Raw genomic sequence first — 14,989 nt, 5'->3', positions numbered from 1 at the left:
GATGGTGCCGCCCGCTCCCTAAGGATGGCGGGCGGCACCGGGCGTCAGGCGGTTTCCGCCACGCAACCGCGCAGCTCGCGCGCCGCTGCGACCATTGCATGAATCGCTGCTTTCACTTCCCCCCACCTCCGCGTCTTGAGCCCGCAATCGGGGTTCACCCACAGCTGCTCGGGGGCGAGATGCGCCTGGGCGAGCTGCATCAGCGCCACCATCTCCTCGACCGAGGGCACGCGCGGAGCGTGGATATCGTACACGCCCGGGCCGATCGCACTCGGATAGCGATATGCGGCGAAGCCCTGGAGCAGTTCCATCTGCGAGCGCGCGGTCTCGATCGAGATCACGTCGGTGTCCATCGCGCCGATCGCCGGCAGGATGTCGTTGAACTCCGAATAGCACATGTGGGTGTGGATCTGCGTCGCATCGCCCACGCCGGAGGCGGCGAGGCGGAACGCGTCGACGGCCCAGTCGAGATAGGCCTGCCAGTCGCGCTTGCGTAACGGGAGTCCCTCGCGGAGCGCCGCCTCGTCGATCTGGATCGCCTTGCAGCCGGCCTTCTCCAGATCGGTCACTTCGTCGCGGATCGCCAGCGCGATCTGGCGGCAGGATGCCGAGCGCGGCTGGTCGTCGCGCACGAAGCTCCAGTTGAGGATCGTCACCGGCCCGGTGAGCATGCCCTTCACCGGCCTGTCGGTGAGCGACTGGGCGTAGCGCCACCACTCGACGGTCATCGGCGCGGGGCGCGAGACGTCGCCGTAGAGGATCGGCGGGCGCACGCAGCGCGAGCCATAGGACTGGACCCAGCCGTTCACCGTGAAGGCGAAGCCGGCGAGCTGCTCGCCGAAATACTGGACCATGTCGTTGCGCTCGAACTCGCCGTGGACGAGCATGTCGAGCCCGGCTTCCTCCTGCCAGCGGATCGCGCGTTCGGTCTCCTCGCGCAGGAACTGCTGGTACGCCGCATCGTCGAGATTGCCGCGGTTGTGCTCGGCGCGGGCGTGGCGGACTTCGGCGGTCTGCGGGAAGGAGCCGATCGTGGTGGTGGGGAAAGGCGGCAGGCCGAGCACTTCCGCCTGCAGCTTCGCGCGCTCGGCATAGGGGGAGTTACGCTCGCGCATCGCGGGCGTGACCGAGGCGATGCGCGCCTGGACCAGCGGATCATGGATGCGCGGCGATATCTTGCGCGCGGCCGCGGCCACGGCGGAAGCGCGCAGCTTGGCGGCGACGCTGTGGCGGCCGTGGTTAAGCGCATCGCGGAGCGTGGCGAGCTCATCGATCTTCTGCACGGCGAAGGCGAGCCACTGAGTGATCTCGGCATCGAGCTTGCTCTCCAGCGCCAGGTCGACGGGCACATGGAGCAGCGAGCAGGAGGGGGCGAGGACGAGGTCGCGTGTTGCGGCGACGGGCTCGAGCCGGTCGAGCAAGGCCTCCAGGTCGGCGCGCCAGATATTGCGGCCGTCGATCACCCCCAGCGAGAGCAGCATCCCCCTGGGCACCGCGACGAGCAGCTTGTCGAGCTGGTCGGGGCCGCGGACGAGATCGACGTGCAGCCCGGCGACGGGCAGGTTCGCCGCCAGCGGCAGATTATTCTCGAGCCCGCCGAAATAGGTGGCGAGCATGATCTTCACGCCCAGCCGCGGCAGCTTGGCATAGGCGCGGGTGATCGCACTGCGCTGGCGATCGCTGAGGTCGAGCGCGAGCACCGGCTCGTCGATCTGCACCCATTCGGCACCGGCATGGGCAAGCTGCGTGAGCAGCGCCGAATAGAGGCCGAGCACGTCGTCGAGGAAGTCGAAGGGATCGACGCCGCGGCCCTTGGCCAGGCTCAGCCAGGTGATCGGCCCGAGCAGCACCGGCCGCGTGTCATAGCCGAGCGCCCGCGCCTCGCGATATTCGTCGACGACCTTGGCGGACGAGAGCGAAAGCTTCTGCCCCGCGACCAGCTCGGGCACCATGTAATGGTAGTTGGTGTCGAACCATTTGGTCATTTCCTGCGCGGTGTGGCCATGGCCGTGCGCGCAGCCCGGCGTCTCGCCGGTGGTCCCACGCGCCATCGCGAAATAGGTGCCCAGGTCGGCAGTGCCGGGCGCGACGCCGTAGCGCTCGGGCACGGCGCCGAGCATCAGGCTGGTGTCGAGCACGTGATCGTAGAGCGAGAAGTCGTTGCTCGGCAGCCAGTCGGCGCCGAGCGCGGACTGGCGCGCCCAGGCGGCGGCGCGCAGCCCGGCGGCGGCTTCGAGCAGTTCCTCTTCGGAAGACTTGCCGCTCCAGAATTTCTCGAGCGCGAACTTCAGCTCGCGCCGCGGACCGATCCGCGGGAAACCGAGCGTGGCAACAGTGACGGTCATGGTCTTCATACCCCGATGAAGGACGGGGCGAGACTGGACACGGGCACGCGCGGACGGTTGCCCGGCCACGGCATGTCAGCGACCAGACCGGGCACCCCGCCGGTGGACGTTATCGCGTCGGAGGCAGGTCTCCTGGCTCACGGGTCAGCGCGGACGATCCGTCTTCCCAAGGGGCGAGCCCCTCAGTGACATGGTGGATCGCCGCTCGCCGCTTACAGTTGCGGGGGCAGCGCCGGTCTCGCACCGGCTTCCCGTCTTAGCTCCCGCACGGACTGGACCGGCGGGAGAACCTCGACTCGCTTAGCATCCGCCCGCCGGGTCGGCGCGTCAAGGGTGATATAAAGATTTCTTTATATCGTGCTTCGGAATGGGGGAGGATCCGTCCGCCGCCCGCGCTTCACCCACAAGCGTGGATCGCCAGCGGCGGCGCAGCGCGGCGGGGTCTTGCGGGATGCGCTCGTCGAGGAAGTCGGCGGCGGCGATGCGATCGAGGCGGAAGCTGCGGAAGTCCTCGCGAAGCTCGCACCAGGCGATGAGGACGCGCGCGGCGTCGTGATAGCCGATCACCAGCGGCCAGACCTTGCGCTCGCTCCTGCGACCGGCTTCGTCGCAGTAGCGGAGCGCTAGTTTGCGCGCGCTGCGGATCGCGGTGCGAAGGGCAGCGGCGTCGACCGTGTCGGTGGGCGCGTTCCAGGCGGGTGGAGTGCCGGCGGCGGGATCGTCGAGGAAGGCGCGCATATCCTCGGGCAACACGCTCGCGATCTTGGCGAGCACGTCGCGGGCGGCGCGGGCGAGCGCGGGATCGGCATGGCCCGCCACCCATTGCGCGCCCAGCGCGACGGCGTCGATCTCGTCGGTGGTGAGCATCAGCGGCGGCAAGTCGAAGCCGCGATCGAGGACATAGCCGATCCCCGCCTCGCCGCGGACCGGCACACGCTGGCCGATCAGCGCCGCGATGTCGCGATAGACCGAGCGCTTCGAGGTCTCGAGCTCCTCGGCAATCGCCTCGGCGGTGACCGGGCGGCTGCTGCGGCGCAGGATCTGGACGATCTGGAAGAGGCGGTCGGCCTTTCGCATGTGGCACCTTCTACTGCCATGCTGCTGCCAGCACGCTGTCAGCAGTGTGGCAGTATGTCGAGTCTCGACAGAGATGAGGGAGATCGACGATGCTCAAGACCTATCATGGCAGCTGCCACTGCGGCGCGGTGCGCTTCGCGGCCGACATCGACCTGGAGGCGGGGACGGGCCGATGCAATTGCTCGATCTGCACCAAACGGCGCAACTGGGGCGCGCTGATCAAGCCCGACGCCTTCCGGCTGCTGCAGGGCGAGGCGGCGCTGAGCGACTATTCCTTCGCGACCGGCCAGGGGAACCACCGATTCTGCGCAACCTGCGGCTGCGCACCGTTCAGCACGGGCGACGTGGCCGAGATCGGCGGGGCGTTCGTGTCGGTGCAGCTGGGATCGCTCGACGACGCGACCGACGCCGAGTTGGCGGCGGCGCCGGTGCGTTATTCGAACGGGCGCGACAATCTCTGGTGGGAGACCCCGGCCGAGACGCGGCACCTTTGAAGTGTTGTGAGCGGGGATCACCGCGCCTGCGGTGCGCCCCCTCCACCGCGCTGGCGCGCTCCCTCTCCCCGAGCGAGCTCGGGGAGGATCTGGATTTCAGCGCGCGATGCCGCCTGCGGCGAGAACGGCCAGCGTCACCAGCTCGCTGGCGGTGCTGGTCATCGGGGCGATCTGGACCGGCTTCTCCATGCCGATCAGCATCGGGCCGATCGTGGAGTCGCCGCCCAGCTCGCGCAGCAGCTTGGCCGAGATGTTGGCCGACTGGAGCCCCGGCATGATCAGCACGTTCGCCGGGCCCGAGAGGCGCGCGAAGGGATAGTTGCTGATCTGGCGCGGGTTGAGCGCGACGTCGGGCGACATCTCGCCTTCATATTCGAATTCGGCGCCCTGCTCGTCGAGCAGCTTGATCGCGCCGCGGACGTTGTCGAGCCAGCGGCCCTCGGGATTGCCGAAGTTCGAATAGCTGAGGAAGGCGACGCGCGGCTCCTGGCCCATGCGGCGCGCGACCTGCGCAGTGCCCTCGGCGATCATCGCCAGCTCCTCGGCGGTCGGGCGCTCGTTCACCGTCGTGTCGGCGATGAACACGGTGTGCGACTGGCCGACGAGGACATGGATGCCGAAGGGGATGCGGCCCGGGACCGGATCGATCACGCGCTTCACCTGACGCATCGTCTCGGCCCAGGTGCGCGTGACGCCGGTGATCATGGCATCGGCCTGGCCTAGCTGGAGCAGCAGCGAGCCGAAGATGTTGCGGTCGCGGTTGACGATCCGCTCGACGTCGCGGCGCAGATAGCCGCGGCGCTGCAGGCGCTTGTAGAGGAACTCGACCATCTCGGGCACCAGCGGCGAATTGACGCTGTTGTGGAGCTCGAACTCCTCGGGATTGGCGCCGAGCGCGCGGAGCCGGTCGAGCACGGACTCGCGGCCGACCAGCACCGGCGTGCCGTAACCACCTTCCTTGAAGGCGATCGCGGCACGCAGCACCACTTCCTCCTCGCCCTCGGCGAAGATCACGCGCTTGGGGTGCGCGCGGGCGCCCTCATAGGCGAGGCTAAGCACCGAAGTGGTGGGGTTGAGGCGTGCGCGGAGCGACTGGCGATAGGCCGCCATGTCGACGATCGGCTTGGTCGCGACGCCCGAATCCATCGCGGCCTGGGCGACGGCGACGGGGACGATCTCCATCAGCCGCGGATCGAAGGGCGCGGGAATGATGTAATCGGGGCCGAAGCTGTGGTGCACGCCGTACGCCAGCGCCACTTCCTCGGGCACCTGCTGGCGGGCGAGCTCGGCGAGCGCGCGGGCGGCGGCGATCTTCATCGCGTCGTTGATCGTCGTCGCGCGGACGTCGAGCGCGCCGCGGAAGATGAAGGGGAAGCCGAGCACGTTGTTGACCTGGTTCGGATAGTCCGAACGGCCGGTGGCGATGATCGCATCGGGGCGCGCGGCCTTGGCGACCGGCACCGGGATCTCGGGATCGGGGTTCGACATGGCGAAGACGATCGGCTTGGGCGCCATCGTCTTGAGCAGCTCGGGCGGAAGCGAATTGGCCGAGGCGAGGCCGAGGAACACGTCCGCGCCGTCGAGCGCGTCGGCGAGCGTGCGCTTGTCGGTGGCGACGGCGTGCGCCGACTTCCACTGGTTCATCCCCTCTTCGCGACCCTGGTAGATCACGCCCTGGAGATCGAGCATCAGCAGATTGTCGTGCGGCAGCCCCATCGCCTTGATGAGCTCGGCACAGGCGATCGCGGCGGCGCCGGCACCCAGCATCACCACCTTGGTGTGGCGGATGTCGCGGCCGGTGAGGTGGAGCGCGTTGATCAGGCCCGCGGCGGCGATGATCGCAGTGCCATGCTGGTCGTCATGGAACACCGGGATGTTCATGCGCTCGCGCAGGGTCTGCTCGATCACGAAACATTCGGGGGACTTGATGTCCTCGAGGTTGATGCCGCCGAAGCTCGGCTCCATCAGCTCGACCGCGTCGATGAAGCGGTTCACGTCCTCGGTCTTCAATTCGATGTCGATCGAATCGACGTCCGCAAAGCGCTTGAAGAGGACTGCCTTGCCTTCCATCACGGGCTTGGACGCGAGCGCGCCGAGGTTGCCGAGGCCGAGGATCGCAGTGCCGTTGGAGATGACGGCGACGAGATTGCCCTTGGCGGTATAGTCATAGGCCGTCGCCGGATCGTCGGCGATCGCGCGGACCGGCACAGCCACGCCCGGCGAATAGGCGAGCGCGAGGTCGCGCTGCGTCGCCATCGGCTTGGACGCGATGATCTCGATTTTGCCCGGCCGGCCCTCGGAATGGTAAAGTAGCGCCTCGCGCTCCGAGAACTGGACGTTCGATTCCTCTGCCATGCATCTCTCCCTGAGAACGTCCTTTAGGAGCGGCATCCGGGGGCCGCAACACAGTGATTGGGAAAAATGATAGCGCTACCATCACCGTAGTGCGCGCGGAACGGACTTGTCCCCAGGAAATAGGCGCCGCGGGTGTTGATCGTCGGGCCGGTTCGGCTACGTCGTGGGCGCATGGCGACCGCCCCTACCCCGATGATGGCCCAATATCTCGCGCTCAAGGCCGAGGCCGGGGATTGCCTGCTCTTCTATCGCATGGGCGACTTCTTCGAGCTGTTCTTCGACGACGCCAAGATCGCCAGCGCCTGCCTGGACATCGCCCTGACCGCGCGCGGCGAGCATGACGGCGAGAAGATCCCGATGTGCGGCGTGCCGGTGCACGCGATGGAGGCCTATCTCGCGCGGCTGATCAAGGCGGGGCACCGTGTCGCCATCGCCGAGCAGACCGAGACACCCGAACAGGCCAAGAAGCGCATGGGCTCCAAGGCGCTTGTCGCGCGCGCGATCATCCGCGTGGTGACCGCCGGCACGCTGACCGAGGAGGCGCTGCTCGACAGCCGCTCGGCGAACTGGTGCGTGGGCGTGGGCGAAGCGGGGGGGCAGGTGGCGATCGCCTGCGCCGACATCTCGACCGGGCGGTTCGAGATCGTCGAGAGCGATGCCGAGCGGCTCTCGGCCGAAATCGCACGGCTCAATCCGGCCGAGACGATCGTTGGCGAAGGATCGAGCTTCGCCGAGTTGGCGACGGCGATCCGACCGAAGGTCGATTTCGAGAGCGCTGCCGGCGAGGCGCGGCTGAAGCGGCTGTTCGGGGTGGCGACGCTCGACGGCTTCGGCACCTTCTCGCGCGCTGCGCTGGCGGCGGCGGGCGGGCTGGTCGCCTATCTCGACCATACCGCCAAGGGATCGCTCCCCTTCCTGCGCCCGCCGCGGGTGAGCCGCACCGATGCGACCATGGCGATCGACGCCGCGACGCGCGAAAGCCTGGAGCTGACGCTGAGCGCCGCGGGCACGCGCAAGGGCAGCCTGCTCGACGCGGTCGACCGGACGGTCACCGGCGCGGGCGCGCGGCTGCTGGGCGCCGACATCGCCGCGCCGCTGATGGACCGCGCGTCGATCGAGGCGCGGCTCGACCTGGTCCAGCGCTTCCACGACGATTCGGGGCTGCGCGACATGGTGCGCGGCAGCCTGCGGGCGCTGCCCGACATTGGCCGCGCGCTGGGGCGGATCGCGGCGGGGCGCGGTAGCCCGCGCGACCTGGGGCAGCTTCGCGACGGGCTCGACGGCGCGTGGCGGCTGGGCGAGCGGTTGGGCGCGCTCTCCGACGTGCCGCCGCTGCTCGCCGAGCTGATCCCGCAGATGCGCGGGCACGGCGCGCTGATCGATCTGCTCTCGCGCGCTCTCGTCCCCGAACCGCCGATCGACGCCGCGAACGGGGGATACATCGCCGAGGGCTATGACGCCGCGCTCGACGAGCTGCGCGACGCGGGCGCGGGCGGGCGGCGCGCGATCGCTGCACTGGAGGCCGAGTATCGCCAGCGCACCGGGATCTCGGCGCTCAAGATCCGGCACAATGGCGTGCTCGGCTATCATATCGAAGTGCCGGCGCGCGCCGCGGACGCGCTGATGAAGCAGGATTCGGGCTTCACGCATCGCCAGACGCTCGCCGGCGTAGTGCGCTTCAATGCACCCGAGCTGCACGAAGTCGCGGTCAAGGTGACTCAGGCCGGGGCGCATGCGCTCGCCGCCGAAGCCGCGCATCTCGAGGAGCTGACCACGCGCGCGCTCGAACGGCGCGAGACAGTGGCGGCGACCGCCGATGCGCTGGCGCGGATCGACGTGGCGGCGGGACTCGCGGAGCGCGCCGCGGAGGGCGGCTGGGCGCGGCCGGCGCTGGTCGAACATGCCTGTTTCGAGATCGAGGGCGGGCGGCATCCGGTGGTCGAGGATGCCGTGGCCCGGGCGGGCGGGCGCTTCGTCGCCAATGACTGCACGCTCTCCGAAAGCTCGCGGTTGTGGCTGGTCACCGGGCCGAACATGGGCGGCAAGTCGACCTTCCTGCGGCAGAACGCGCTGATCGCCGTGCTGGCGCAGGCGGGGAGCTACGTACCCGCTACCGCCGCGACTTTGGGGCTGGTCGACCGGCTGTTCAGCCGCGTCGGCGCGTCGGACAATCTCGCGCGCGGCCGATCGACCTTCATGGTCGAGATGGTCGAGACCGCGGCGATCCTGGCACAGGCGACGCCGCGCAGCTTCGTGATTCTCGACGAGGTCGGGCGCGGCACCTCGACTTATGACGGGCTCGCGATCGCCTGGGCGGTGGTCGAGGCGATCCACGAGGACAATCGCTGCCGCTGCCTGTTCGCGACGCACTATCACGAGCTGACCCGGCTGGCCGAGCGCTGCGACGCGCTGACGCTCCACCACGTCCGCGCGCGCGAGTGGAAGGGCGACCTGGTGCTCCTCCACGAAGTCGCGGAAGGGCCGGCCGATCGCAGCTACGGCATCGCGGTAGCGCGGCTGGCGGGCATGCCGCCGATCACGATAAAGCGCGCCAAGGCCGTGCTCGACAAGCTCGAGGCCGGGCGCGAGAAGACCGGCGGGCTGGCCGCCGGGCTCGACGACTTGCCGCTCTTCGCCGCCGCCGCGGAGCAGGAGGAAGAGGCGATCGACGCGCTGCGGGCCGAGCTGGAAGGCCTCGATATCGATGCGCTGAGCCCGCGCGATGCGCTCGACACGCTCTATCGGCTCAAGGAACTGGCGAGGGACGCAGGATGACCACCGCCGAGCTGGCCGACCTGTTCGTGACCACGCTGCTCCGCGAGCTGGGCGGCAACCGCCGGCGTTGGCGGGGCGTGCTGGGCGAGGCGCGGCTCTACAGCGAGGACACGCATCCGCACTGCAACTGGAGCTTCACGCCGCACGGGACCGCGGCGGAGAATGCCGCGGTCGAGCGCGTCGCCGACCGGCTGCGCGGCCAGCATCCGATCGTGCGCGACTAGCGCCGGGCCTCGGTCGCCATGCGGACCGCGAGGCCCGCGAGGACCGTGCCCATCAGCCAGCGCTGGAGCTGCGCCCAGCCGGGCCGCTCGGCGAGGAAGCGCGCCACCGAGGCCGCGGAGACGACGATCAGCGCGTTGACCGCCATGCTGACCGCGATCTGCGTGCCGCCGAGCGCGAGCGACTGGGCGAGCACGCTTCCCTGCGCCGGATCGATGAACTGCGGCAGCAGCGAGAGGTACATGACGGCGATCTTGGGATTGAGCAGGTTGGTGAGCAGCCCCATCAGGAACAGTCGGCGCGGACCGTCGACGGGCAGGGTGCGGACCTCGAACGGCGAATGCCCGCCGGGCCGCACCGCGCGCCACGCCAGCCACAGCAGATAGGCGGCGCCGGCGAGGCGGATCGCGTCATAGGCGAGCGGCACCGCGAGCAGCAGCGCAGTCACGCCGAGCGCGGCGCAGACCATATAGAAGAGGAAGCCCGCCAGCACGCCGGCGAGCGATACCAGCCCCGCGGCGCGGCCCTGGCAGATCGAGCGCGAGACGAGGTAGACCATGTTGGGCCCAGGGGTGAGGACCATCCCCAGCGACACCAAGGCGAAGGCGAGAAGGTTGCTCGAATGCGGCATGGGCTTTCTCCCGTTTCGGTGAAGCCCAGACGCGCGGCGCTCAAGCCCGCGCTCCCCGATGGTGCCCCATCTTCAGCGTCAGTCACGCGAGCGGAACGATGTTACGGCCGACGCCTTCAAAATGAAAGAGGCCGCCGGGGCCCATCAGGGCACCCGGCGACCTCCGACATGGTCAGCGGCCGGAAGCTCCAGCCCGGGAGACCATGCGGGCCGCATTTGCCGGAGGCTGCAAGCGTTGATTGGAGGAGGATACCTCCCGCTTGCGAACGGACGGAGGGCTTCCGTCCGCGCCTTCAGCTCAGCGGCGCGTCTCCCGAACGAACTGAACCGACCTCACTGCTGAACCATGAGACATCGGATCACCTCCTTTCGCTTGTTGAAGAGCCGTGTGCCTTCAAGGCACGGGCGAATCTTGAATCAGTGCGAGTCGCAGAACAAGTCTTGTTTTGCAGCGAAGATGGTGCGATTCTCAGAGTTCTGTGGTTCGCGGCACGTGCGTCGCTACACGACTCAGCCCCGGCAATCCTCGATCACGCGCAGCGTCTCGGCCCAGGCCGGCACGACCAAGGTCGGCATTCCGCCTCCCTCCACTACGAACCGCCCGCGGCTGTAGCCGATCGCATCGAGCAGCGTGTCGCGCGCGCCGAGATCGGCGACGAGGCTGGCACCCGACGGCTGGAGCTGGAGCGTGCGGGCCATGCTGGTGGTGCGGACGTTGACGTTGACCGGCGCGGGCGGGACGGCGACGGCGCGGCGCGAGAATTGCACGCGGCCGCGGGCGCGGTCGCAGCGCAGCGACAGCTCGCCGCCGGCGAATTCGGCGATCGTGCCGCCTGCGTCGTGGCGCCAGGTCCAGGTGCCGGGAGTCAGCGGCCAGTCGCGCCAGTCGGCGGAGGTGGGTGGCGCGGGCCTGGGCGCGGGCGGCGGCGCTGGCGCAGGCGCCGGAACGGGGGGAGCAGGCCGCGACGGAATCACGGCTTCGGAGCAGCCGGCGAGCGCGAACAGCGCGGCGGCGGAGACGGACAGGCGGCGCATTCCGAGCCTTATGGGCGAAGTGCCCGGGCGGCTCAACCGCCCTCAGGCAGCCGCGCGACGATCGGCGAGGCGCTCATAGTGGGGATGGAGCTCGGCCTCTTCGGCAGTGATGCGGCGCTTGATCTCGATCACCAGCTCGGCGGTGTCGCTGCGGAAGACTTCCCATTCGCGCGCGATTCGGGCGATCGGCCAGGCGGCGACATAGCCGGCGAAGCGGCGGGCGAGCGCGTCGTGATCGGCACGGAAGCGCCCGGCCACGGCGATCGCCGGGTCGTCGCCCGACGCGAAGAGCAGGGCATAGACCTCGCGCTCCTCGTGCGCGCAATGATCGACCAGCGCCTGGGCCATGCCCCAGCGCAGCGCAGTCACCGCAGCGGGATCGGCGACGGGCGAGCCGACGATCCTGAGCAGCTGCGCCGCCCGCGCCTCAAGCGCGCGATGCTCTTCGCAGATGGCCTTGATCGACGACAATAGGATCTCCCCCGTGCCGCCCCGCCAAAGCACCCCTGCCCCCGCGCTACCATTCCGTAATGACCGCAGGGGCGCGATTTACGCTACGGAATCCTGCACCTTTGCTCAACGCCGGCGCGGGCCGCCCATCCGGGTCTTCTGCGTCTTGCCGTAGCGCGTCTTGCGCGTGCCGGGCTTGCCTTCGTTCGAGCGGCCCATGATCGGCGCCCTGTGCTCGTCGGCCGGCAGACCGAGCTCCTCGGCCTCGAGCGCGCGGATCTCGTCGCGGAGGCGACCGGCTTCCTCGAACTCGAGGTTGGCGGCGGCGTCGCGCATCTTCTTCTCGAGCTCCTCGATGTACGCGCGCAGATTGTGGCCGACCATGTGCGGCCGGTCCTCGTCGATCTCGACGGTGACCTGATCCTTCGATGCGACATGCGCGATGATGTCGCCGATGTTCTTCTTGACCGTCTCGGGCGTGATTCCGTGCTCGAGATTATACTGCTGCTGCTTCTCGCGGCGGCGATTGGTCTCGGCGAGCGCGCGCTCCATGCTGCCGGTCATGCGATCGGCATAGAGGATCACCCGCCCCTCGACGTTGCGCGCGGCGCGGCCGATGGTCTGGATCAGCGATGTCTCGGAGCGCAGGAAGCCTTCCTTGTCGGCATCGAGGATCGCGACGAGGCCGCATTCGGGAATGTCGAGCCCCTCGCGCAGCAGGTTGATGCCTACCAGCACGTCATACACGCCCAGCCGCAGGTCGCGGATCAGCTCGATGCGCTCGAGCGTCTCGGTGTCCGAATGCATGTAGCGGACCTTGACCCCCGCCTCGTGCATATACTCGGTCAGATCCTCGGCCATACGCTTGGTCAGGGTAGTGACGAGGGTGCGATAGCCCTTGGCGGTAGTGGCCTTGCACTCCTGGATCAGGTCCTGGACCTGCTCCTCGACCGGCTTGATCTCGACCGGCGGGTCGATCAGGCCAGTGGGGCGGATCACCTGCTCGACGAAGACGCCGCCGGTCTGCTCCATCTCCCAATCGCCGGGCGTCGCCGAGACATAGACGGTCTGCGGGCGCATCGCGTCCCATTCGTTGAAGCGAAGCGGACGGTTGTCGATCGCCGATGGCAGGCGAAAGCCATATTCGGCGAGGGTGATCTTCCGCTTGTGGTCACCGCGCGACATGCCGTTGATCTGGCCGATCGTCTGGTGGCTCTCGTCGACGAAGAGCAATGCGTTCTCGGGCAGATATTCGAACAAGGTGGGCGGCGGCTCGCCGGGCAGCCGCCCGGTCAGGAAGCGGCTGTAATTCTCGATGCCCGCGCACGAGCCGGTGGCGGCGATCATCTCGAGGTCGAAATTGGTGCGCTGCTCGAGCCGCTGGTGCTCGAGCAATTTTCCCTCGGCTTCCAGCTCCTTCAACCGCTCGGCGAGCTCGTGGCGGATGCCCTCCATCGCCTGCTTCATCGTCGGGCCCGGCGTGACATAGTGCGAATTGGCGAAGACCCGGACATAGTCGAGGCTCGCTACCTTGCCGCCGGTGAGCGGATCGAACTCGGTGATCTCCTCGATCTCGTCGCCGAAGAAGGAGACGCGCCAGGCGCTGTCCTCATAGTGCGAGGGGAAGATCTCGAGGCTGTCGCCGCGGACGCGGAAGGCGCCGCGGGTGAAGGCGGCGTCGTTGCGCTTGTACTGGAGCGCGACGAGCTTGCGGATGATCTCGCGCTGGTCGACGACCTGACCCTTCTTGAGGTCGAAGATCATCGCCGAATAGGTCTCGACCGAGCCGATGCCGTAGAGGCACGAGACCGAGGCGACGATGACGACGTCGTCGCGCTCGAGCAGCGCACGGGTGGCCGAGTGGCGCATCCGGTCGATCGCCTCGTTCACCGAGCTTTCCTTCTCGATGTAGGTGTCCGAGCGGGGGACGTACGCCTCGGGCTGGTAATAGTCGTAATAGCTGACGAAATATTCGACCGCGTTCTCGGGGAAGAAGCTCTTGAACTCGCCGTAGAGCTGGGCGGCGAGGATCTTGTTGGGCGCGAGGATCAGCGCGGGGCGCTGCAGCTCCTCGATCACCTTGGCCATGGTATAGGTCTTGCCCGAGCCGGTGACGCCTAGCAGCACTTGGTCGCGCTCGCCGGCCTGCGCCTGCTCGACCAGCTCGGGGATGGCGAAGCGCTGGTCGCCCGAAGGCTGATAATCCGAGACGAGCTTGAATCGCTTGCCGCCTTCGCTCTTCTCAGGGCGCTGCGGGCGATGTGGGACGAACGCGGGTCCGGTCTCGGGCTCGGCGAGGCTGGTGCGAATCTGGATCGGCATGGCTCGGATATGGGGCCTCTACGTACAGACGCAAACCGATGCGGCGCGGGCGGAAGTAGACACGGCGGAAGTTGACAAAGTGGACACCCTCCCCCGGGTTCCCACGATCATCGATTCAGCCGCAATGCGCTGGCAGGCGACGGATCGGCGACGGGCCGAGCGCCATCGCGCGCCGGTTGGATGGCGTCGGGGCTATCGGAACCGATTCGCGCAAAGGCGGCTCCGGGATGTCGAATCCCGATTGCCTCTCCGTGCGCGGCGTCCCGGGCTGGAGCTCCACCGTCCAAACCCGCGCCACCGGCGGCGCGGACGCTGCAGCCGGCGACAGCGCGGCGACCAGCAGGATCATCGCCGCCACCATGACCGCGCCGAGGCGTTGCACGAGCGAGTGGAATCGGAACATATGACGAACATAACATTCTCTCGGGCTGTAAGACAGCGGGAAGAATCGCGTGGTTCCAATGAGATGCTGGCTCTTGCCGCTTTCGGAGGAAGCCTACGTGCTTTCTCCCCCTCCGTCGCGCTTCGCGCGCCACCTCCCTTGGCGGGGGAGGATCAGCCAGGCCCACGGCTTCGCCTATGTTCCAACCTCCGCATTGCCAAACGGGGTCATTTGGGGTGAGGAACGATCGAGAGACATTCCGAGGGGTTTTCCACGCATGCGCGCCGTTATCGCTTTGGCACTGATCCTTCCCGCGCTTTCCGCCTGCCAGTCCGCCGAGGAGAAGCGCGCGGCCGAGACGGGGGAGATCCAGGTGAGCGACGCCACTTCGGCCCAAGTCTCGAAGCTGATGAAGGCGGCGCAGGCCAAGCGGACGATGAAGCCCGGCGAGTGGCGGCTCGAGCTGCACGTGCTTTCGGCGGACACGGGCAGCGGCCCGCTGGCGGCGGACGACCCCAAGATGGTGCAGCTCAAGGGCCAGGAGCGCAGCACGACCGCCTGCCGCGGCGCGAAGGACCTCAAGGCGATCGACCTCGAGCAGCTCGAAAAGGTCGCGGGCGAATGCCGCTTCCCGCGCTATTCGCTGGTCGGCGGCCAGCTCGACGCCGAGATCGAGTGCAAGCAGCCGAACGGCGCGGCGATGCACATTACCGCGCACGGGACCACCGCGAACGACCGCTTCGACGTGACGCTCGACCAGCGCAGCGGCACCGCGGGGCAGCCGGGCTATCTGGCGCTGCAGCTTCGCGCCCAGGGCACGCGGCTGGGCGAGTGCAAGGGCTGACGCGCCCGGCGCGAAGCCCAAACAAAAAAGGCCGGGCAGCGCGCCCGGCCTTTTTGC

12 protein-coding genes and 2 riboswitches are annotated in these 14,989 nt (G+C 68.5%); of the genes, 4 read left to right on the top strand and 8 right to left on the bottom strand.

What is annotated here, in order from left to right; translation table 11 throughout:
* Positions 1–44: 44 nt before the first annotated feature.
* Both metE and J7500_RS16930 read right to left on the bottom strand, forming a co-directional pair.
* Positions 45–2,345, bottom strand: coding sequence for a 5-methyltetrahydropteroyltriglutamate--homocysteine S-methyltransferase (gene metE / locus J7500_RS16935; RefSeq protein WP_294063170.1), 2,301 nt, complete (start codon positions 2,343–2,345; stop codon positions 45–47).
* Between the two features lie 104 nt (positions 2,346–2,449).
* Positions 2,450–2,654, bottom strand: a riboswitch (cobalamin riboswitch).
* A gap of 18 nt (positions 2,655–2,672) precedes the next feature.
* Positions 2,673–3,422 carry a YafY family protein gene (locus tag J7500_RS16930; RefSeq protein ID WP_294063169.1) on the bottom strand — a complete coding sequence of 250 codons (750 nt, stop codon included), beginning with the start codon at positions 3,420–3,422 and terminating at the stop codon, positions 2,673–2,675.
* Between the two features lie 89 nt (positions 3,423–3,511).
* On the opposite strand from J7500_RS16930, the gene J7500_RS16925 reads away from it, so the two are divergent.
* Positions 3,512–3,916: a GFA family protein gene (locus J7500_RS16925; RefSeq protein ID WP_294063168.1), complete on the top strand. Its 405-nt coding sequence runs from the start codon at positions 3,512–3,514 to the stop codon at positions 3,914–3,916.
* Positions 3,917–4,012: 96 nt separating this feature from the next.
* Here the strand turns inward: J7500_RS16925 and J7500_RS16920 are convergent, their stop codons facing one another.
* Positions 4,013–6,271, bottom strand: coding sequence for an NADP-dependent malic enzyme (locus J7500_RS16920; protein WP_294063166.1), 2,259 nt, complete (start codon positions 6,269–6,271; stop codon positions 4,013–4,015).
* 192 nt (positions 6,272–6,463) lie between these two features.
* Between J7500_RS16920 and mutS the strand changes: the two genes are divergently transcribed.
* Together mutS and J7500_RS16910 are read left to right on the top strand one after the other, a co-directional pair.
* Entirely contained in the window at positions 6,464–9,046 is a 2,583-nt protein-coding gene (gene mutS / locus J7500_RS16915) for a DNA mismatch repair protein MutS (RefSeq protein WP_294063329.1), read from the top strand.
* Complete coding sequence (locus J7500_RS16910) at positions 9,043–9,270, top strand: hypothetical protein (protein WP_294063164.1); 228 nt, start codon at positions 9,043–9,045, stop codon at positions 9,268–9,270. Before mutS ends, J7500_RS16910 begins: the two co-directional genes overlap by 4 nt.
* Here J7500_RS16910 and J7500_RS16905 read toward each other — a convergent pair.
* The 5 genes from J7500_RS16905 to J7500_RS16885 form a co-directional block, all read right to left on the bottom strand.
* Positions 9,267–9,899, bottom strand: coding sequence for a LysE family translocator (locus tag J7500_RS16905; protein WP_294063163.1), 633 nt, complete (start codon positions 9,897–9,899; stop codon positions 9,267–9,269). The genes J7500_RS16910 and J7500_RS16905 overlap by 4 nt on opposite strands.
* Positions 9,900–9,915: 16 nt before the next feature.
* Positions 9,916–9,995: riboswitch (ZMP/ZTP riboswitch) on the bottom strand.
* Positions 9,996–10,409: 414 nt separating this feature from the next.
* Positions 10,410–10,934 carry a hypothetical protein gene (locus J7500_RS16900; RefSeq protein WP_294063161.1) on the bottom strand — a complete coding sequence of 175 codons (525 nt, stop codon included), beginning with the start codon at positions 10,932–10,934 and terminating at the stop codon, positions 10,410–10,412.
* Between the two features lie 42 nt (positions 10,935–10,976).
* Positions 10,977–11,405, bottom strand: coding sequence for a hemerythrin domain-containing protein (locus J7500_RS16895; protein WP_294063160.1), 429 nt, complete (start codon positions 11,403–11,405; stop codon positions 10,977–10,979).
* Positions 11,406–11,510: 105 nt separating this feature from the next.
* Positions 11,511–13,706: an excinuclease ABC subunit UvrB gene (uvrB, locus tag J7500_RS16890; protein ID WP_294063159.1), complete on the bottom strand. Its 2,196-nt coding sequence runs from the start codon at positions 13,704–13,706 to the stop codon at positions 11,511–11,513.
* A gap of 115 nt (positions 13,707–13,821) precedes the next feature.
* The gene (locus J7500_RS16885) at positions 13,822–14,055 is read right to left on the bottom strand and encodes a hypothetical protein (protein ID WP_294063158.1); all 234 of its coding nucleotides are present in this window, start codon (positions 14,053–14,055) and stop codon (positions 13,822–13,824) included.
* A 310-nt stretch (positions 14,056–14,365) separates the two neighbouring features.
* Here J7500_RS16885 and J7500_RS16880 point away from each other — a divergent pair, with 310 nt between their 5' ends.
* Positions 14,366–14,932, top strand: a complete 567-nt coding sequence (locus J7500_RS16880) for a DUF3617 family protein (RefSeq protein WP_294063157.1) — start codon at positions 14,366–14,368, stop codon at positions 14,930–14,932.
* Positions 14,933–14,989: the final 57 nt, after the last annotated feature.

The organism is Sphingomonas sp. (assembly GCF_017744835.1).
Classification (GTDB): Bacteria; Pseudomonadota; Alphaproteobacteria; order Sphingomonadales; family Sphingomonadaceae; genus Sphingomonas.
This window is presented reverse-complemented; position numbering and strand designations above follow the sequence as displayed.